Annotated in this window: 15 protein-coding genes; 5 read left to right on the top strand and 10 right to left on the bottom strand. The window is 68.9% G+C overall.

The genetic code is table 11. The annotated features are described in order from the left end of the window. The first annotated feature begins 43 nt into the window (after nt 1–43). Entirely contained in the window at nt 44–1,189 is a 1,146-nt protein-coding gene (locus tag QH290_RS03635; RefSeq protein ID WP_280381953.1) for a thiolase family protein, read from the top strand. Nucleotides 1,190–1,201: 12 nt separating this feature from the next. Next, nucleotides 1,202–2,353 carry an acyl-CoA dehydrogenase family protein gene (locus tag QH290_RS03630; protein WP_280381952.1) on the top strand — a complete coding sequence of 384 codons (1,152 nt, stop codon included), beginning with the start codon at nt 1,202–1,204 and terminating at the stop codon, nt 2,351–2,353. On the opposite strand, the gene QH290_RS03625 is transcribed toward QH290_RS03630, so the two are convergent. Further along, the gene (locus QH290_RS03625) at nt 2,354–3,430 is read right to left on the bottom strand and encodes a phosphotransferase (RefSeq protein ID WP_280266979.1); all 1,077 of its coding nucleotides are present in this window, start codon (nt 3,428–3,430) and stop codon (nt 2,354–2,356) included. It lies immediately after the preceding gene. A 244-nt stretch (nt 3,431–3,674) separates the two neighbouring features. Next, nucleotides 3,675–4,661, bottom strand: a complete 987-nt coding sequence (locus tag QH290_RS03620; RefSeq protein WP_280381951.1) for an AraC family transcriptional regulator ligand-binding domain-containing protein — start codon at nt 4,659–4,661, stop codon at nt 3,675–3,677. Between the two features lie 232 nt (nt 4,662–4,893). Here QH290_RS03620 and QH290_RS03615 point away from each other — a divergent pair, with 232 nt between their 5' ends. Next, nucleotides 4,894–6,150 carry a cytochrome P450 family protein gene (locus QH290_RS03615; RefSeq protein ID WP_280381950.1) on the top strand — a complete coding sequence of 419 codons (1,257 nt, stop codon included), beginning with the start codon at nt 4,894–4,896 and terminating at the stop codon, nt 6,148–6,150. Nucleotides 6,151–6,153: 3 nt separating this feature from the next. Here QH290_RS03615 and QH290_RS03610 read toward each other — a convergent pair whose 3' ends face one another. From QH290_RS03610 to QH290_RS03575, 8 genes are all read right to left on the bottom strand, one after another. Next, a complete protein-coding gene (locus QH290_RS03610; protein WP_280381949.1) occupies nt 6,154–7,578 on the bottom strand; it encodes an aldehyde dehydrogenase family protein in 1,425 nt (474 codons plus the stop codon). After that, nucleotides 7,578–9,287, bottom strand: coding sequence for a thiamine pyrophosphate-binding protein (locus tag QH290_RS03605; RefSeq protein ID WP_280381948.1), 1,710 nt, complete (start codon nt 9,285–9,287; stop codon nt 7,578–7,580). Before QH290_RS03605 ends, QH290_RS03610 begins: the two co-directional genes overlap by 1 nt. Continuing rightward, entirely contained in the window at nt 9,284–10,213 is a 930-nt protein-coding gene (locus QH290_RS03600) for an SDR family NAD(P)-dependent oxidoreductase (RefSeq protein WP_280266974.1), read from the bottom strand. The genes QH290_RS03605 and QH290_RS03600 overlap by 4 nt, the downstream gene beginning before the upstream one ends. Beyond that, nucleotides 10,210–12,036: a flavin-containing monooxygenase gene (locus tag QH290_RS03595; protein ID WP_280381947.1), complete on the bottom strand. Its 1,827-nt coding sequence runs from the start codon at nt 12,034–12,036 to the stop codon at nt 10,210–10,212. The genes QH290_RS03600 and QH290_RS03595 overlap by 4 nt, the downstream gene beginning before the upstream one ends. Before the next feature lie 51 nt (nt 12,037–12,087). Continuing rightward, nucleotides 12,088–13,437, bottom strand: a complete 1,350-nt coding sequence (locus QH290_RS03590; RefSeq protein ID WP_280381946.1) for an aromatic ring-hydroxylating oxygenase subunit alpha — start codon at nt 13,435–13,437, stop codon at nt 12,088–12,090. A 27-nt stretch (nt 13,438–13,464) separates the two neighbouring features. Next, nucleotides 13,465–14,337, bottom strand: a complete 873-nt coding sequence (locus tag QH290_RS03585) for an SDR family NAD(P)-dependent oxidoreductase (RefSeq protein ID WP_280381945.1) — start codon at nt 14,335–14,337, stop codon at nt 13,465–13,467. Further along, a complete protein-coding gene (locus tag QH290_RS03580; RefSeq protein WP_280381944.1) occupies nt 14,334–15,938 on the bottom strand; it encodes an SMP-30/gluconolactonase/LRE family protein in 1,605 nt (534 codons plus the stop codon). The genes QH290_RS03585 and QH290_RS03580 overlap by 4 nt, the downstream gene beginning before the upstream one ends. Nucleotides 15,939–16,376: 438 nt before the next feature. Further along, the gene (locus QH290_RS03575; protein WP_280266969.1) at nt 16,377–17,183 is read right to left on the bottom strand and encodes a FadR/GntR family transcriptional regulator; all 807 of its coding nucleotides are present in this window, start codon (nt 17,181–17,183) and stop codon (nt 16,377–16,379) included. Between the two features lie 121 nt (nt 17,184–17,304). Here QH290_RS03575 and QH290_RS03570 point away from each other — a divergent pair, with 121 nt between their 5' ends. Together QH290_RS03570 and QH290_RS03565 are read left to right on the top strand one after the other, a co-directional pair. Next, the gene (locus QH290_RS03570) at nt 17,305–18,474 is read left to right on the top strand and encodes an acyl-CoA dehydrogenase family protein (protein ID WP_280381942.1); all 1,170 of its coding nucleotides are present in this window, start codon (nt 17,305–17,307) and stop codon (nt 18,472–18,474) included. Nucleotides 18,475–18,559: 85 nt separating this feature from the next. Continuing rightward, a complete protein-coding gene (locus QH290_RS03565; protein WP_280381954.1) occupies nt 18,560–19,501 on the top strand; it encodes an acyl-CoA dehydrogenase family protein in 942 nt (313 codons plus the stop codon). Nucleotides 19,502–19,561 lie beyond the last annotated feature (60 nt).

Genomic DNA, 19,561 nt, shown 5'->3' with positions numbered 1-19,561 from the left:
GCGGCCGCCGATCCGCACCGAGTCCGAGAACGGGAGATGAGAGATGCGTGAGGTAGTCATCGCCGGGGCGGTCCGCACCGCCGTCGGCAAACGCAACGGCGCGCTGTCCGGCGTGCACCCGGCCGACCTGTCCGCGCTCGTGCTCACCGCACTGTCCGAGCGCACCGGCGTGGATCCGGCGGTGATCGACGACGTGATCTGGGGCTGCGTCTCCCAGGTCGGCGACCAGTCCAGCAATATCGGCCGCTACGCGGTGCTGGCGGCGGGCTGGCCGGAGACCATCCCCGGCACCACCGTGAATCGCGCGTGCGGATCCAGCCAGCAGGCACTGGATTTCGCCGCGCAGGCCGTGCTGTCGGGGCAGCAGGACGTGGTGGTGGCCGGTGGCGTCGAGGTGATGAGCCGGGTGCCGCTGGGGGCGGCCCGCGCCTCCGGGCAGCCGTACGGCCCGAAAGCGTTGGCGCGCTACGACGACTTCTCCTTCAACCAGGGCATCTCGGCCGAATTGATCGCGCAGAAATGGGGTTTCACCCGCACCCGGCTCGACGAGTACTCGGCGCGGTCGCACGAGCGCGCTGCCGCGGCTCAGGATTCGGGTGCCTTCGCCGACCAGATCGTCGCCGTACCGACCGATTCCGGTGCGGTGGCCGCGGACGAAGGCATCAGGCGCGGTACCACCGCGGAGAAGCTGGCCGGACTGAAACCAGCATTCCGGGACGACGGTGTCATTCATGCGGGCAACTCGTCGCAGATCTCGGACGGGGCCGCGGCGCTGCTGGTGACCACCGCGGAGCGGGCGCGGGCGCTCGGAGTGACCCCGCTGGTGCGCTACCGGGCGGGCGCGGTGGCGGGTTCGGATCCGGTACTGATGCTCACCGGCCCGATTCCGGCGACCGAGAAGGTCCTGGGCAAGGCGGGTGTGGCGCTCGACGAGATCGGCGTGTTCGAGGTGAACGAGGCCTTCGCCCCGGTCCCGCTGGCCTGGCTGGCCGAAACCGGCGCCGATCCCGCGCGGACGAACCCGCTCGGCGGGGCGATCGCCCTCGGGCACCCCCTCGGCGGTTCCGGCGCCGTGCTCATGACCCGGATGATTTATCACATGCGCGACAACGGAATTCGCTACGGCCTGCAGACCATGTGCGAGGGCGGCGGCACCGCCAATGCCACCGTGGTCGAACTGATGTCCTGAACGGAGCCGCACATGCGCCGAGAACTGTTCACCGCCGATCACGAGGCGTTCCGCGGGCTGGTCCGGGATTTCGTCGAGAAGCGGATCGTGCCCGACTATCCCGCGTGGGAGAAGGCCGGGGTGATGCCGCGCGAAATCTTCACCGAGATGGGGCAACTCGGGCTGCTGGGTTTCGCGGTGCCCGAGGAATACGGGGGAGCGGGGCAGCGCGACTACCGGTACAACGTCGTTCTGCAGGAAGAGGCGGCCCGCGCGCTGGTCACCCTCGGCACGGTGCGCACGCAGCTCGATGTCATCCTGCCGTACTTCCTCGAGTACGCCGACGCGGCACAGCGGGAGCGCTGGTTTCCCGGCCTGGCGTCGGGGCAGTTGCTCACCGCCGTCGCCATGACCGAGCCGGGGACCGGGTCGGATCTTGCGGGCATGCGCAGCACCGCGGTCCGCGACGGCGAGCACTACATCCTCAACGGCGCAAAGACTTTCATCACCGGCGGCCTGCTGGCGGATCTGGTCATCGTGGTCGCCCGCACCTCCACCGACCCGGAGAATCGCCGCGCCGGTCTCACCCTGCTCGTCGTCGAGGACGGGATGCCCGGGTTCACCCGCGGCCGCATGCTGGAGAAGATGGGCTGCAAGGTGCAGGACACGATGGAACTGTCGTTCAGCGATGTCCGGGTGCCGGTGGCCAATCGGCTCGGCGAGGAGGGCGCGGCCTTCGGCTATCTCGGCCACAACCTGCCCCAGGAGCGGCTGACGGTGGCCGTCGGATCGGTCGCCCAGGCCCGCGCCGCCATCACCGCGACCATCGACTACACCAGGCAGCGCAAGGCATTCGGCACGCCGGTGGCCTCGTTCCAGAACACCAAGTTCGAACTGGCCGCGATGTCCGCGGAGGTCGAGGCCGCCCGGACGATGATCGACCGGGCGGTGCTCGACCTGCTCGACGGCGCGCTGTCGGGTGCGGACGCGGCGCGCGTCAAACTGTTCTGCACCGAGGTACAGGCCCGCGTCGTCGACCGCTGCCTGCAACTGTTCGGCGGCTACGGCTACATGATGGAGTACCCGATCGCCCGCCTCTACACCGACGCCCGGGTCGCGCGCATCTACGCGGGCACCAGCGAGGTCATGAAGATGATCGTGGCTCGCGATCTGGGGTTGACGTGATCAGCTACCTTCGACCGCTCGTAGCGCGTCCAGGTCCATGATCGCGTGGGATGTGCGGTGCACGATGGCGCGGCATATCTCGGCGGGCTGGAATTCGGGCATGAGGGCGCTGCGCCCGATGGTGATCATCCATGCGAAGTATGGATAGAGGCATTGTCTGCGGTAGGCGAGCCAGGCGTCCTCGAAGGGCAGGGCGGGTCCACCGGCCGCATGCAAGCGGTCGATATAGAACTCGATGAGTTCCCGCTCCCAAGCCCTGCGGTCGGCCACCTCGAGGCCGGAGGTGATCGTGTAGGTCACGTCGAAGGCCCAGCTGCCGCGCAGCACCAGTTGCCAGTCGGTGAATCCCATGCGGCCGTCGGCGCAGATGTACGCGTTGCCGATATGGGGATCCCCGTGCAGCAGTGTCTGGGCACCCTGTTCGGCGATCAGCAGGGCCTTGCCGCACGCGTCGTAGAGGCGGTCCTGCACGGGAGGCAGTGTGTCGGGAACGATATCGGGGGCGCGGTCGAGTCCGACGCGCGCCCGTTTCCGCATTCCCAGCAGCCGGTCGAAATTGCGGAAATGGGCGCTCGGCGTCTTCAACCACTCGCGTGTTCGCAGCTCGGGAGACTCCCAGTAGTGGCCGTGCCAGACGGCCATATTCGCGAGCAGGTCCTCGATCTGCTCCCGGGTGACGGTCTCCAGCGGGGTGCAGAACCGCGCCCGCTTGGTGATACCGATGTCTTCGAGCAGTGTGAGCGATCGGCCGGTGCGGGTATTCGCGGCGCCGAAATACCCGCGCGGCGCCTCGATATTCAGCTCCGGCCGCAGCTGCTGGAAGAACCCCGGTTCGCCGGGCAGCGCATGCGCCAGATACTGCGTCAGACGCTGCGTGAAGGTCAGGGTCGTCTTGCCGAACAGGTGCTCGGGCAGCTTCGCCGCCCGCCCGGCCTCGTTGTATTCGACCGTGGCCTTCCATCGGCTCGTCGTGCCGCCGTCCACATCGACGATTTCGAACGATTCCACTTGTGCCCCAGGATGTTCGGCCGCCAGCACGCTGGTGAGCCACTGCGCGGTGACCTCGCTCCTCCGCATCGGAATCTCGGTGTCCCTGCGTCGGAGAACCTTCTCCGACAGGACGGAGCCGCCGAGTCGCAGTATCCCGGGAAGCACACCCTGTGGCTCCGAGGTTTCGCCCATGCCATGCCTTTCTCGCACCGTCGCGCCGCGCTGCCGCGGCTGAATCGCAGTATCCGGCAGCGGATTCGGTGCCGCGGGTGCCGGAACGGAGGATGGCGCGGTAGGCACCGGGATAGGCACGGAACGCCCCGGAGGATGCTCAGGCCCGAGTGGCCCACCTGTGCTGGGCGCGGCGGAGTGCTCCGGGATCCGCGTAGCCGACGCGCCGGGCGAGCGAGGATTTGGTGTCGTGCGGGCTGTGGTGGGAACGGTGTTCCACCACCGCGCTCCGCGCCCGGTCGAGTTCGCGCGTCCACGTGGTTCCCTCGTCGGCGAGCCGGCGCTGCAGGGTGCGTCTGCTCGTCGCCAGATAGCGCGCGGCGCGGTCGATGGTCACGCGGCCGTCGCCGAGGAGGGCGGTCAGCGCATGGTGTACCTGACTGGACCAGCTGGCATCGAGGCGGCGCGGCGGCGGCAGCGTCCGCGCGCACCGGTGCAGCACGGCGGCGAGCGCCGGATCCGCCGTGCGCAGCGGCGTCGCCAAATCCCTGGTGCGGAACGTGATCTGGTCGGTCGGCGCACCGAAATCGATCCGGCGGGTGCCGAATGCCTCGACGAATGCGTCGTGTCGCCGCGGTGCCGGTTGCCGGAAGCGGATCCGGACCGGATGGACATCCCGGCCGGTGGCGTGCCGGGCCCGGGTCACCACGGCGGCGAGGGAGAACTGCGTGGCCAGCTGATGTCCGCGCCCGTGCCCGTCGAGCAGCCGGACATCCGCGTTCGCCTCGTCCTCGGACTCGCCGGACACCGCGAATCCGACGTTGGTGGTGATGAGGTCGGCGTACTGCTCGGACAGCGCCAGCCCGTCGGCGAGGGTCGGCGCGGTGCTGAACAGGTAGTCGTGTAACCCGAAGTGGCCCAGCGTGTTCACCTGTCCGATGCGCAGCGCCACGTCGCGGTCGCCGAGCTCGTGCTCGACCAGTTCCCACAACTGGAGCTGACTGTTGCTGGGTACCAAGGTGTCACCGCTGTCGAGCAACCACTGCGGCAGGTGCGCCGCCCCGGCCAGCCGCCGCCGGGATGCCTCGGTCACGCCGGCGTTGGCCAGTATGAAATTCGGAAACGCAACGCTGTCTGCCGTATTCACCCGCGAGTACCTCTGCCTACCTGTGCGCACCTGATCGGAACGTCTGGCGGTACCGGCCCGCCCACGTTCGGACTGTTCGGTGAGGCTAGCCGATCGCCGTGCCGCGTATCCGGTGGGTGAGATTGGCGCGGTCGGGCTGCCGCTCGGCACGATCGGCCCTACTGGTTCGGCCCGATGCGGTGTCACCATCGATGGCGGGCGGGACCTTTGCCGGAAGTACAGAGGACAGTGATTGGCGACTCCGAAACCACCACACCTGCCGCCCCTATCCCCGCCCGCCTCGACCGTCCGTGGCGCCCCGGTCGACGCGCCCGACGTCCGGGTGCCGCTGCACGCGCCCGAATTCGCCGCGGATCCGCACCGCGCATACCGTGAGATGCGGGGGCAGTACGGCTCATTGGTTCCGGTCGAGCTGTCGCCGGGCGTTCCGGCGACATTGGTGGTGGGCTACCGCACGGCGGTGCGGATCCTCAATGATCCCGAGCGCTTTCCGGCCGATCCGCGCACGTGGCAAAAGGACATACCGGAAGACTGCCCCGTCCGTCCGATCATGGAGTGGCGGCCCACCGCGAGCAGAAATTCCGGCGCGGATTTCCTGCGTTATCGGCGGGCCATCACGGGCAGTATCGGCGAGGTGGATTCGTACGCCCTGCACACCGCTGTGGAGCAGATCGCCGTCCCACTGATCAACACCTTCTGCGGCGACGGTACGGCCGACCTGATCCAGCAATACGTCTTCCCCTTGACATTCGAGGCCGTCAATGCGCTGCTGGGCTGCCCGGCGGCGATCGGGCAGCGAGTCGCCACCGGCATGGCCGCGCTCGTCGAGGGCGTCGATGCCGAGGAAGGCAACAGGATGATCAGCGCGGCGATGCTGGAACTGGTGCGGCTCAAACGGGCGGAATCCGGTAACGACCTCACATCGCTACTACTGCGGCATCCCGCGGCACTCGACGACGAGGAGATGGTCCACCAGGTGGCGGGGCACTACGGTGCCGGGATCGAATTTCAGCAGAACCTCATCACCAACACCCTACTGTCGATCATCACCGACGATCGGTTCGGCGGCAGTGTCGTCGGTGGAAGCCTGTCGACCCGCGACGCCCTCGACGAGGTCTTGTTCAACGACCCGCCGCTGGCGAACTTTCTCTTCACCTACCCTCGCCGGTCGATTCTGCTGGACGATGTCTGGCTGCCTGCCCATCGGCCGGTGGTGATCAGCATGGCCGCGTGCAACAACGATCCGGAGATCCGATCCGGGGATCACACGGGCAATCGCGCGCATCTGGCATGGGGGGTCGGCGGGCATGCCTGCCCCGCGCAATCGATCGCCTATCTGGTCGCCCAGAACGCCATCGATCAGCTTCTCGATGTGCTGCCCGATATGCGGCTGGCGGTGCCGACTACCGAACTCCGCTGGCGGCCCGGCCCTTTCCACCGGGCATTGGCGGCGCTTCCGGTCACTTTTCCTCCCACGACTCCGCTGTGAGAGTTACTCCGGCGCGTAGCCCAGGATCGCCTTGGTCTCCAGGTACTCCTCGAAGCCGAATTCGCCCCACTCCCTGCCGTTTCCGCTCTTGCGGTAGCCGCCGAAGGGGGCGTGGAAGTCGAAGGCGTCGTTGATCGTGACCCATCCGGCGCGGATCCGGCGGGCCACGGCGCGGGCCCGGTCGAGGTCGGCGCCGGCGACATTCGCGGCGAGGCCGTAGTCGGTGTCGTTGGCGATGTCGACGGCCTGATCGATGTCGTCGTAGCCGAGGATGGTCAGGACCGGGCCGAAGATCTCCTCGCGGGCGATGGTCATGTCGTTGGTCACGTCGGCGAAGACCGTGGGCTTGACGTAGTAGCCCTTGGTCAGCCCGTCGGGGCGGCCGGTGCCGCCGACGACCAGCGTGGCGCCCTCATCGATACCCTTGCGGATCAGCGCCTGGATCTTGTCGAACTGCGCGCCGGAAACCACCGGGCCCAGCGCGACGTCGCCGGTCGGATCGCCCACGGACAGTTGGGCGGCCGCGTCCCTGGCCGCCGCCGCGGCGTCGTCCATGCGAGCGCGCGGAACCAGCATGCGCGACAGCGCGCTACAGGTCTGGCCCGAATTGTTCATCAGAGTCGCGACGGCCCCGCCCACATTGGCCACCAGATCGGCGTCGTCGAGGACGATGTTCGGGCTCTTGCCGCCCAGCTCCTGCGTGACCCGCTTGACGGAAGGCGCCGCGTTCCTGGCGATCTCGATACCCGCGCGCGTGGAGCCCGTGAACGACACCATGTCCACCCCGGGATGCGCCGACAGCGGCGCCCCGACGCCCAGGCCGTCGCCCTGCACCAGATTGAACACACCCGCGGGAACCCCTGCGCCATCGAGGATTTCGGCGAAGATCTGCCCGGAGAACGGCGCCTGCTCCGACGGCTTGAGCACCATCGTGCAACCGGCCGCCAGGGCCGGAAAGACCTTGACGGCAATCTGATTCAGCGGCCAGTTCCACGGCGTGACGAGACCGCAGACGCCGATCGGTTCCTTGACGATCAGGGTGTCGCCGCGGCGCTGCTCGAACGCGAAGCCCTCGAGGATCTCGATGGCCGTCGCCAGATGCCCGGCGCCCAGGTCGACTTGGAACCCACCAGCCAGCGCGGCGGGGGCACCCATCTCCTCGGTCAGGGCCGCGGCGAGGTCGTTCCGGCGCTTGCGGTACTCGTCACTTATCCTGCGCAACAACTCGATCCGAGTTTGCGTGGTTGTCGCCGCCCACTCCGGGAAGGCGCGGCGCGCCGCGTCCACGGCCCGATCGACGTCGGCGGCCGAGCCGCTCGCGACCTTCCCGCAGACCTCCTCGGTCGCCGGATTCACCACCTCGAAGGTCCGGGTGTCGGCCGGATCGGCCCACGTCCCGCCGATGTAGAACGTCGAGTACTCGCGCATCACTGCTGTCCTTCCGCATACCAGGTCCGGAACTCGTCGTAGCTGGGCATCTCCTCGGAATTGGCCTTCGGATCGACCGCGACGTGAATGACGCCCGGCCGGCCGGAGGCGTAGGCGCGCTTGATGGCGGGGGCGATATCCTCGTCGCGTTCGACGTATTCGCCGTAACACCCGAAGCCCTCGGCGACCCGGTTCAGTCGCACGTCCTTGCTCCAGTGCACCCCGGGCTGCCGCGGATCCTCCGTCCCGAAGGTGCGTTTGTAGACGCCGACCTCGAGGCCCCAGGCATAGTCGACACCGACCACGCAGACCAGCGGAAGGTTCAGCCGCGCAGCGGTTTCCAGCTCCGCGATCTGGAACTGGAACGACGAGTCGCCGGTGATCAGCATGACCGGCCGCCGACCGCCGTCGGCCACCGACGCGCCCACCGCGTAGGGCAGGCCGGTGCCCAGATGGCCGAAGTTCTGGTTCCAGATCACGTCGTGGGGCTTGGCCTGAGAGTAGGTCCAGCCGAAGATCGTGGTGGCGCCGCCGTCGCGCACCATGATGCCGTCGGCGGGAAAGGCCTTGGTGGCCTCCACGATCATCCGGGCGGGGTGCACCAGTTCGCCGCCGGTGGGCGCCGTGTCCGCCAGTTCCGCCCGCTCCGCCGCGTCCTGCTCGATCCAGCGCGCCAGGTCCGGTGTGGGCGTGCGCGGGGTGTCGCGCAGCGCCTCGACCAGCTGTGGCACGATCGCCCGCAGGTCACCGACCAGCGGCACGTCGATGGGCCGGTTCACGCCGATGGCCGCCGGATCCTGTTCCACCAGCAGCCATTTCCGGTTGGCCTCGTTGGCCACCCAGTGCCGTCCGCGGCCGAAGTGCACCGGCTCGCCGAGTTCGGTGCCGATGGCCAGCACCAGATCCGACCGCACCACCGCCTCGAGCCCGGCCTTGGAGAAGCCGTACGGAAAGGTGCGATCCTCCAGCCCCGCGATGTAGGAGGTGCCGCCCGAGGTCTGCAGGACCGGTGCCGCCATGAGCTCGGCCAGCTCCCGCACCGGAGCCCCCGCCCGGGCGGTGTGCACGCCGTGCCCGACCAGCAGGATCGGCTGTTGCGCGGCGCGGATGTACCGCACGGCGTCGGTGATCCGATCCGGGCCCGCGGTCTGGCCGACGAGCCGATAGGCCCTGGGCGGCAACACCGGTGGCGCCTCGAGTTCCTCGAGGATCACGTGCGAGGGGTACTCGATGTACACCGGACCCGGGGTACCCGACAGCGCCTTGCGCAGCCCCTCGCGAATGATCTCGTCGGTCTGGTCCGCGTATTCGATACTGGCGCTGTACTTCACCGAGTTCTCGATCAGCGAGGACTGCTGCACGAATTGGATCCGGCCGCGGCGCACCCGCTGCTCGGTGATCCGGGCGCGCTGCCCGCCGAGGAAGACGATGGGGGAGTTCTCCACCTTGGCGCACATGATCGATCCGGCCAGATTCGCGATACCCGGTCCCAGCGTGGCGATGGCCAGCGCGGGCTTGCCGGTCATCCGCGACACCGCCTCGGCCATGAAGCCCGCCGACTCCTCGTGGTGGGGCGCAACGACATTCCAGCCACGCTGTTCGGCGAGGTGGAACAGGTGCACGAAGTTCGGATCCGGAATGCCGAAGATCGTGTCGATGCCCTCGGCCTCGAACAGGTCCAGAATGCGCTCGTATACCTTCACCGTCATGCGTCATGTCCTTCCGTGGCCATCGCGAAACTCCTGCCGATGTGCTCGGCGTGGCCCGAGGGGACCGCCGGTAGCAGCCAGAAATCCTTGGTGTCGCGAATGGCGTCGATGTGTTCGGCTACGTCTTCGACCGTCCACGACGGCCGGTATATGCCCGGTGTCTCGGCGATGAACGCGCGCGCGATCCGCCCCGCGATGGCGACCAGCAGTTCCGCTGTGACGGAACAGGTTTCGTGTGCCAGCCAGGCGACCGCCGGTGCCGTCAGCTCCGGTCCCATCGGCGGGTAGGCCGAGGTGTCGAGCCCGTCGGCCAGCCGGGTCAGGGCGGCCGGGACGATCACATTGGATTTCACGCCGTGCGCGGCGCCCTCCAGGGCGACCACGGTGGACAGCCCGATGATGCCCGCCTTGGCCGCGGCGTAGTTGGCGACCCGCTCGTTGCCGTAGAGGCCGCCGATCGACGAGGTGAGCACGACGCGGCCGTATCCGGCGTCGCACATCCGCGGAAACGCTGCCCGCACAACGTGAAAGGCGCCGCGCAGGTGCACATCGAGGACCGCCTCGAAGTCCTCGTAGGTCATCTCCGCCAGCGCGGCGTAGCGGTTGTTCCCCGCATTGTGGATGAGGATGTCGATGCGGCCGTAGGCATCCAGGGCCGATTCGACGATCGCGCGTCCGCCCTCGGGGCTCGCGACGGATTCGGTACACGCGACGGCCTCGCCACCCGCCGCCGAAATCTCCTGCGCCACTTGGTTCGCGACGTCGATGTCCGCGCCGTCGCCGCTGATGGCGGCGCCGGTGTCGTTGACCACGACCCGGGCGCCCCTCGAGGCGAGCAGCAGGGCGTACGCGCGCCCCAAACCCCGCCCCGCGCCGGTGATCACGGCGACGCGATCGTCGAATCTCAGCTCCGGCCCGGCGGTCATTCGCTCAGCACCAACCCCTCCAGCTCGCCCGCGTCCCGCCACGCCCGCAGCATGTCCTCGAGCACGTAGAACCCGCCCCAGAACGGATCGCCGAGGAACGAGCGGCCGTTCGGCTCGCCCTCGCTGTTGTAGTAGCCGGGCGTGCATTCGCTCACGAAGGTGCTGTTGTCGACCGTGTTCTCGCGGATCGTGCGGACCCACCGCTCCTCGGCCTCCGCGCTGGGTTCCACGACCGTGGCGCCGCGCCGCCGCGCCTGCGCGATGATGTAGGCGATGTGGTCGGCCTGCTGCTCGAACATGAGGGTGGTGGCCGCGGTGACACCGCCCTGAATGAACCCGGTGAAGTAGATGTTCGGGAAGCCGTGGGTCGTGATGCCGTGCATCGTGCGGAATCCCGCGCCCCAGTGCTCGTACAGCGACCGCCCGCCGCGCCCGGTGAACGGCTCGACGGCGTACTGGCGATCGAGCGAGGTGGTGATCTCGAAACCGCTGGCGAAGATGAGACAGTCCACCTCGTGCTCGACGCCGTGGGCCAGGACGCCCTTCGCGGTGATGCGTTCCACGCCTTTGGTATCCGAGACGTCGACGAGGGTGACGTTCGGTCGATTGAACGTCGGCAGGTAGTCGTCGTTGAAGACCGGTCGCTTGCACATGTTGCGGTAGTACGGCTTGAGCTTCTCCGCCGTCTCCGGATCCTCGACGATCTCCTCGACGCGGCGGCGCAGCCGCTCCATCGCCCGGTAGTCCTCGATCTCCTTGAGTTCCAGGAACTTCGCCGGATCCGCCAGTGCCGCCCAGCCGCCGGTCTCGTTCAGCCGCGCGGCCAGGTTGCGAGCGACCTCGGTCCAGCCGTCGCAGATCAGATCCGGCTCACCCGGGCTGTAGAACGCGAAGGCCGCGTTGTGGAAGTTGCGCTGCCGTTCCGCGCGCCAGCCCGGTTGCAGCGTCTTCACCCATTCCGGATCGGTGGGGTAGTTGTCGCGCTCGAAGATGTACGACGGTGTCCGCTGGAACACGGTGAGGTGCTTCGCGCCGCGCGCCAGGTGCGGAATCGCTTGGACCGCAGTCGATCCCGTGCCGATGATGGCGACGCGCTTGTCGGCGAGCCGGTCCAGTCCGCCGTGCAGGTCGCCGCCGGTGTAGTCGTAGTCCCAGCGGGCGGTGTGGAAGGTGTGTCCGGTGAAGTCGGTGATACCCGGGATGCCGGGCAGCTTCGGGCGGTTGTAGGGGCCCTGGCACATCACCACGAAGCGGGCCCGAATGTCGTCACCTCGATTGGTGCCGATTCGCCAGCGTTCGAGTTCCTCGTCCCATTCCAGCGAACGGGTCAGGGTGTGGAAGATCGCCTTCTCGTAGAGGCCGAAGTGTTTGCCGATGCGCTGAGCATGCTCGTAGTTCTCGTCGCCGTGGGTGAACTTCTCCGTCGGCATGTAGCCGGTCTCTTCGATCAGCGGCAGGTAGGTGTAGGAATCCGAGTCCACCTGGATGCCGGGATAGCGGTTCCAGTACCACACACCGCCGAAATCGCCGCCCAGCTCGACGATCCGGAAATCCGTGACGCCCGCCCGCTGCAACCGATGCGCGGTGATGAGCCCGGCGAAACCGCCGCCGAGCACCACCACGTCGATATCGGCGGAGATCGGTTCGCGCGGTACGACCGGCATATGTGGATCGTGTTCGTAGAACTCGGCGAATTCGTTCTCGGCCTCGAGGTACTGGCGCTGTCCCTCGGGACGCAGCCGCTTGTCGCGCTCGGCCAGATATTTCGCGCGGAGGGCCTCCCGGTCGACCTCGGGCGTTTCCGTCGGCTCGCACTGTTGCATCGGATTTCCTGGATCTCTGACTCGAATGTGATCGGGGGACGGGCGTTCCCGCTAGGGCATCGGGCGGGGCTCGCCGGTGCCCATGTAGGAGGCGAGGTTGTGATGCAGATTGACGATGCTGCGCTCGCGATACGGATTCGGTTTCGCGCCGGAGAAGCCCCGCGACTTCAGGCCCTTCTGTACCGCGGCCATGTTGGAGAAGTCCTGTGGCAGCACGGTTCTCCAGTTCGGATCGCCCTCGGGCGTGTACTCCCACTCGGTCTCCGGCTCCTCGCCGGGCGGGAACAGCTCGAAGACGGCGGCCTCGAAGATGCATCTGTCGGGGTCGTGGCCGTAGGGCCGGAACCGGTAGCACAGCATGTTGTTCAGCGCGTGGCCGATCTGGAAGTTCGGGAAGATCTGCCACGCGGTACCGGCCCGCGCGACGATGTCGGGATCGACCTTGGGCCAGACCACGCCGCGCGCCTCGTCCTCCGAGCGCGCGGTGTCGAGCCAGTACCGCAGGACCTCGCCCGCCGGGGTGCCCTCGGGCAGCTCGTCGACCAGGCGGTTGGCCACGTCGACCAGCGTCCGGGTGGTGTTGGTATTGGCGTTCTCCCAGGTGAAATTCTGCAGCGCCGCCGTCGAGACCCGGGCGTCGGGACCGTGGCCCAGGCGCACCTTGGCCTGGTTCTCCTCCATCCCCTTCGGCGCGTCGTAGCCGATATTGCTGTGCCTGCCCTGCGCCCGCGCCCAGCCCAGGAACTGCCCGAAGTTCATGAACTCCGGATGCGTGTAGGGCACGTGGTAGGTCTCCATGAATGCCTCGAAGGCGACCTTCCAGTTGCAGTCGAAGGTCAGCCACCGCCGCCACCGGTAGCGCATCTTCTCCAGCTCGAAGTGCTCGAGCAGGCTCGCGGCGGGTTCCAGATATTCGCGCAGGGGCACGGCGTCGGGGTCCATGGTGATCCAGATCCAGCCGCCCCAGGTGTCGACCCGCACCGGGTTCAGGCCGTCGTTGCGCTCGCTGAGACCGCACGGCCAGTCCTCGCGTTCGGCCACGAATGTGTTGCGGCCTCGCAGGTCGTAGCGCCAGCCGTGGAATCCGCACACGAACTGCTTGCGGCTGCCGCGGGCGTCGTGCGCGCCGGGCGGGGTGTCGATCAGGCGGCGGCCCCGGTGCGCGCAGACGTTGTGGTAGGCGCGGATCGTGTCGGGAGCGGTGCGCACCACGATGATCGAGTCGTCCTGGATCTCGTAGGTGAGGAAGTCGCCGACCCGGGGGATCTCCTCCACCCGCTCGACCTGCTGCCACACCTTGGCCCAGAGCCGGTCCCCTTCGGCGCGGGCGTACTCCGGCGAAATGTACGCCTCGACACCGATGGTCAGCGGTGTCGACAGCGGTTCCGGTGTCTCGGTCATGATGTCCTCCTGATGACCCTCGCGCCGTCAGCGGGTGATCGCGGCGCGGAACGACTCGTCCTTCAGAAACAGTGAGGTGTTGTCGGCGCCGAGATGGGTCCACTTGAGGTTCAATCCGCCGTCGACGAGCAGCGTCTGGCCGGTGATATAGCTCGCCAGGTCGGACAGCAGGAACAGGATGGGCCCGGCCTGTTCCTCGGGACGCCCGCGCCGGCCCATGGCGATGGCGCGGCGGTCGCGGTCGGAGTCCTCGTCGACATAGGTGCCCGAGGCGGGCGTCGCCGTCACCCCGGGGGCGACGGCGTTGACGCGGATGCCGTCGAGCGCCAGTTCCGCGGCCATCGTCCGGGTCGCCGCCACCACGGCGGCCTTGGCCGTGCCGTAGGCGATATGGAAAGGGGCCGTGTTCATTCCGCTGATCGACGAGATCGACACGATCGACCCCGGACGGCCCTGCGACCGCAGTTCCGCGGCCACCGCCTGACTGGTGAAGAACATGGTCTCGAGGTTCTGCTCGAACAGCGCGCGCCAGTCGTCGCGGGTCACGCGGGTGGCGGGCATCCAGGTCGCGGGAGCGGCGCCGCCGGCGACATTGACCAGGCCGTGCAGGGAGCCCGGTGCGCCGCGGGCATGCTCGAGCGCGGTGTCGATGCCCGCGTCGGTGCCGACGTCGGCCGCCACCGGAACAACCGAAAGCCCCGCGGCGGCAAGCGGTTCGATATGTTCGCCCAAATTCTCCGGGGATCGGCTGACCGCGATCACGGTGGCGCCCGCGCGAGCGACCAGGCGGCACACGGCCGTACCGATGCCGCCACCACCCGCCCCCGCGACGATGACGACGCGCCCCGCGAGGCCCAGTTCGCCGAAGCCGTTGTGCGCCAAGTGTTCCCCCGTGGTCATCGCTGCCCGCCCTGCTCTCGCAGCGCCAAGACACTGCCCTCGGCGTCGCCGGAAATGTAGAGTGTGCCGTCCGGACCGGCGGCTATGCCGGTGAACGGGCCCATGGGGCCGGAGAACGGGGGTGTTCCGAGCAGCGGCTTGGGGGTCACGCCGGGCTGCGCGCCCACCGGGAGTCCGGCCGCGAGGATGGTGCGTGCCTTCGTGTCGAGGTCGATCCGGACCAGGGCCTTGATGTCGGCATCGATGATATGCAATCGGTTGTCGCGCACCAGAATTCCGTGCGGATTCGTCAGGCCGTCCGCCACCACGTGGACACCCGCGGGGCCGACGGAAACCACGCGCCCCGCGCCCGATTCGGATACCAGGACGGTACCGTCGGGCCCGAACGCGACCCCTCGCGGCGCGTCCAGCCCCGCCGCCAGCACCTCCACCTGCCCGGCGCGGAGCGCCAGCACACGGCCCGCGCCCAGTTCCGCGGTGACGATCGTCCCGTCCCGGCCCGCCGCGATGCCGTAGAGCTGATCGAAACCGTCGGCCACGACCTCGGGTTCCTCGGTCGTGCCGGGGCGGTAGTACGAGACCTGGCCGGTGGAGGTCGCGCACACGAACTCGCTCGCGCCGACGGCGGCGACGCCGCGGACATAGCCGGGGTTTCCGGGGCTGAAAAGCGAGGCGACCGTGTGCAATTCACCGTCGCGCAAGGTGTAGAAGAACGTCCCGTCGGCCACGTACAGGCCGCCGTCGGGGCCGACGGTGAGATCCAGCGGCCACAGCAGGCCCCCGTCCAGCACGTTGCGCGTCTCCCCGCCGCCGAGGATCTCGGTGATCGCACCGGAGAAATGCGACACGAACAGGCGCTCGTCGACGAAGGTGCAGTTGTCCAGGCCGGGCTCCAGTCGTGCCAGCACCCGGCGGTCCCCGGTGCGTGGATCGATGCGCAGCACCTCGCCGGTACCCGCCTGCGTGGAGACGATATGGCCCGCGGAGTCGAACTTGACCGAGTCGGGTGCGCCCAGATCGCCGACGACCCGTTCGGGCGTGCCGCCGTCGGGATCGATACGCCAGATGTCGTTGGTGCCCATGACCGGGTAGTAGAGGAGGCCGTCGGGACCGGCCGCCATGGCATTGGGCATCGGCAGGTTGTCCTGCAGCACGCGCGGGGCGCCGCCGTCGAGCGGCAGCTCCATGAGACGCCCGCCGAGGCGGCATTCGTCGACGAACAGCCGGCCCCGGTGCACGGTGATGCCGTTGGCGCCGGGCAGATCGGCGCGCAGCACCCGGGCGCGGCCGTCGGTGCCGCGCACGCTGACCCGCGCGTCCATGTACTCGGTGACGATGAGGTTGCCCTCGGCATCGAAGGCCAGGTCGTCGGGGGCGACGATATCGCCGCCCCGGGCGCTGATCGTCTCCAGGTCTCCGGTGGCGAGATCGAGCGCGCTGATCTGACTCCCGGCCACCTGCGCCACATAGACGCGGCCGTCCGGACCGGTGCGCAGGCCGTTCGCACCGAACAGCCGGCTCGGGGGCGTGAGCCGTTCCAGGCTCCATCCCGCGGCGAGGGTGATCGGTGCGGTGCTGCGGTAGCGCGCCCCTGTGGTCAAGGCGGCCTCCCGAATGTTTGAGAACGTCGTTTTCGCTACGTGTCGTCGCCGAGGTTGCGCGGTGGTCGGTACCGCCCGATCCGGGCGACTGCTGTAACGCGGATCACGCTACTTCAATCCTCATAAGGATAGCAATACTTGCGCTGTCCTCATCCCGTAAGCGCAGGGCTTCGGGAAGTGGATCGACATAGCGGGTCTGTTGGGAAGCCCAATGGCCGCAATGTATTTCGGTGCTCCGAGCGCCTGCTGCGTGCCCGCCGGTCTCCGGGGGCCGGGGTCGCGTTTCGGTGGCCCAAGGGTGCGAGGTGCCGCGTGACGCGGGACCGCAGCGCCGTCCCTCCTGTGGTGAAGTCAGGCCGTCGCATCGCGAGAATGGAATTATCATACTCCGTGTGCGCAGACGGAGCGGCGCATCCACCGCGCGGCGCCCGCCCCGCGCTAGATGCGCGTGTGCGCCCCGCCTTGCACCGTGGAACGGGTGCGGGGCGAGGCGGCGGTGACCACGCCGCCCTCGAATCGTTCGAGAACCCGGGCCTGGGTGGCGGCGAGATGGTCGCGATACAACCGCTCGGTCCGTTCGGCGCGCCCGGCCGCGATCTCCTCGACCAGTCGCCGATGGGTCCGCACGGCCTCGGTCGCCTCCTCGGGCGACGGGTACTCGCCGCGCCGGGCCAGCGACTCCGCCCACGCCTGCTCCTGCGCCGACCAGAGCGCGACCAGCGAGTTGACCACATAGCGGACGGTGAGGTTCGGGGTGAACGAGACGATGAGATCGTGGAATTCGCGCGCGGTGTGCGTGAAAGCCGCACCGTCGCCGACGAGTTCGGCCGACTTGTCGACGTTGTCGGTCAGCGCGGGAACGACCGTCTCGGCGCGGTCGGGCCGGGTGGCGCATTCGGCCGCGCAGAGCGGTTCCAGCATGCGCAGCCCCGCCGCCAGGTCGCCGAGGGTGACGCGGGCGCCCTGCAGTGCGAGTCCGAGATGGTAGGCGGCGGAGGTCTCGTCGGGGCGATGTACCTCCGCGCCGCCGACGTTTCCGCGCCGGACGGTCACCAGGCCCTCGGTCTCCAGGATGCGCAGCGCCTCGCGGATCGAGGGATAGCTGACGCCGAAATCCTGCACCAGCTGGTCCTGGGTGGGCAGCCGGTAGTTCTCGTCACCGGCCAGGATGCGCGAACGCAGTTCGGCGGCAACGGTTTCGGCGATCCGCTGTTGCGGGACGCGGCCGCGCTTGGGCGCCGTCACCGCATCCACCCGGGGACGTTCCTCACGCGCGCTGCCTTCCGGTCATGGCGGCAGTGTAGCCAACCGGCGGTTGACCATACAAATATTGCTATCCTTATGAGGATTGAAGTACTGTGCGGCAATGGACTTCACGATGGGTGAGTCCGTCGCCGAGCTCCGGGCCGAGCTGCGACGGCTGGTTGCCGAGGAGGTCCCGGCCGGATATCTCGGCGCATTCACCGATGATCCTTCGGATCTTGCTGTCGCCCAACGGTTCTGCCGAGTGCTCGCCGACCGCGGGCTGCTGTGCGCGGCATGGCCGGAGGAGTTCGGTGGCCGCGGCGCCTCGGTGTGGGAGCAGACCGCCGTCCGGGAGGAGATGTGGGCGCAGCACGAGCCGCGCGGCGCGCAGTACATGGGCGTCAACTGGGTCGGCCCGGCGATCATGCGGCACGGGACGCCGGAACAGCAGCGCAAGCATCTGCCGCCGATCGCGCGGGGCGAGGTGATCTGGTGCCAGGGCTTCAGCGAACCGGACGCCGGTTCGGATCTGGCGTCGCTGCGCACCGCCGCCCGCCGCGACGGCGACGGCTGGCGGATCTCGGGCCAGAAGGTCTGGACCTCCTATGCCACCATGGCGCAGTGGTGCTTCCTGCTGGCCCGCACCTGCACGCGGGGGCGAAAACAGCAGGGGCTCACCGTATTTCTGGTGCCGATGTCCGATCCGGGGATCCAGGTCCGGCCGATCCGTTCCATGCTCGGGCCGCATCACCTCAACGAGGTCTTCTTCGACGGTGTGCGGGCGACCGCGGCCGACGTGCTCGGCTCCGTGGACGGGGGCTGGTCGGTGGTGGGCGAGGTGCTGGCGTTCGAACGGGTCGGCATCGCCCGCTATGCGCGCTGCGAGCGACTGCTGCGGATGGCGCCGCAGATGCTGGGGCCGCGATGGGATCGCCTGCCCGCCGAGCTGCGCGGCCGCTGGTCCCGGGCGCTCACCCGGGCCCGGCGCGCCCGGTTGCTCGCCTACCAGGTGGTGTCGTTGCAGAGCGCGGGACAGGTCACGCCGGGCGACGCCGCGGCCTACCGCATCGCCGTGACCCGGCTCGATCAGGAGAGCGCCGCCGTGTTGACCGAGCTGGCCGCCTTCGCGGCGGGAGACGAGGAGGCCGTGCGGCGATTCCGCCGGGCGGTGGACGATCACTGGCGCTACGCCAATGCCGCGACCGTCGCCTCCGGAAGTATCGAGATACAGCGGATTCTGCTGGCCCGCTCGTTGTTGAGTGGCCCGCCGCGCACGGGGGAGGCGGCGTAGTGGGTTCGCGGATCGGTGGCCGACTTCCCGGACGATGGGCGGTGGATCGGTGACCGCCGCGCAGTTCCGGCCGCACGAGCATTCCCTGCGGATCGAACTCTCCGGCGCGGCAAGGGAATTCGGCACGCAGGTGAAGCGGGCCCTACAGGCCGCGGGCGGTGACGATCTGGTCGTGGCCGCCGAACGGGCACCCGGGCGACGCGAGTCGCTGGTGGCGCCGGTACTGAGTGCGCTCGGGGCGTGGGACCTGGAACCGCGCCGCGATCACGACGAACTGGAGGCGGCGGCCGCGCTGTGCCGCAGCGCGGGATATTGGGCCACACCGTATCCGGTCGCCGAGCGGCTGGCCCGGCCGGTGGACCTGAATGTCGACGGGCTGGTCGCGATAGCCGGTGACGAACCCGCCGCGGCCGTCTCGGATCTCGACCTCCGCTGGGCGGCAGTGACTTTCGACGGTGTCCGCAGTGAGGTCGTCGTGCGGGCGCCGGACGCCCCCGCCCGGGAATCGGCCTTCGTCGCACGGGTGGATGTGCGCCCGGTCGACGCGGACGGTACGGCGGATCTCGCACTCGCGCTGGTCCTTCCGTGCTGGACGCTGCTGGGCATGCTGGATCGCGCGGTGGACCTGACCCGCGACCACGTGCTCGTGCGCGAGCAGTTCGGCAGGCCGCTGGCGGAGTTCCAGTCGGTCCAGTTCCAGCTGACCGACGCCGAGGTCGAGCGGCGCGGCGCGGATATGCTTGCGCGCTACGCACTGTGGAGTATTCAGTCGGACAGTCCCGACGCGCTCCTCGACGCCGTGGCGCTGCGCTCGGCGATCCTGGACGCGGCCGAAACGGTCTTCCGCACGGCCCACCAACTACACGGCGCCCTCGGCTTCTGCGACGAGTCCCCGCTGTCCTGGCTGTCCCGCTACAGCCTGCCGCTACGCCGCCTGCCGCTGGGCGCGGTGGCCACTGACGACCTGCTGACCCGGCTGTCGGGGCGGCGTGGCGTGTCCGGGCTGTTCGATCCGGGGGTGGAGTGATGGCGACCCACGACCCGCTGCTCCGGCTGTCGGGCCGACATGGCCTGTCCGGGCTGTTCG

Source organism: Nocardia wallacei, from assembly GCF_029869545.1.
GTDB lineage: Bacteria > Actinomycetota > Actinomycetes > Mycobacteriales > Mycobacteriaceae > Nocardia > Nocardia wallacei_A.
Note: the sequence above shows the minus strand (reverse complement) of the source record. Positions and strands in the feature narration are given on the sequence as shown.

Coding starts and splice junctions, on each gene's coding strand:
- QH290_RS03570 (WP_280381942.1), top strand. CDS start 17,305: ATGGACTTCACGATGGGTGAGTCCGTCGCCGAGCTCCGGGCCGAGCTG.
- QH290_RS03595 (WP_280381947.1), bottom strand. CDS start 12,036: ATGCAACAGTGCGAGCCGACGGAAACGCCCGAGGTCGACCGGGAGGCC.
- QH290_RS03630 (WP_280381952.1), top strand. CDS start 1,202: ATGCGCCGAGAACTGTTCACCGCCGATCACGAGGCGTTCCGCGGGCTG.
- QH290_RS03585 (WP_280381945.1), bottom strand. CDS start 14,337: ATGACCACGGGGGAACACTTGGCGCACAACGGCTTCGGCGAACTGGGC.
- QH290_RS03635 (WP_280381953.1), top strand. CDS start 44: ATGCGTGAGGTAGTCATCGCCGGGGCGGTCCGCACCGCCGTCGGCAAA.
- QH290_RS03610 (WP_280381949.1), bottom strand. CDS start 7,578: ATGCGCGAGTACTCGACGTTCTACATCGGCGGGACGTGGGCCGATCCG.
- QH290_RS03600 (WP_280266974.1), bottom strand. CDS start 10,213: ATGACCGCCGGGCCGGAGCTGAGATTCGACGATCGCGTCGCCGTGATC.
- QH290_RS03625 (WP_280266979.1), bottom strand. CDS start 3,430: ATGCGGAGGAGCGAGGTCACCGCGCAGTGGCTCACCAGCGTGCTGGCG.
- QH290_RS03605 (WP_280381948.1), bottom strand. CDS start 9,287: ATGACGGTGAAGGTATACGAGCGCATTCTGGACCTGTTCGAGGCCGAG.
- QH290_RS03590 (WP_280381946.1), bottom strand. CDS start 13,437: ATGACCGAGACACCGGAACCGCTGTCGACACCGCTGACCATCGGTGTC.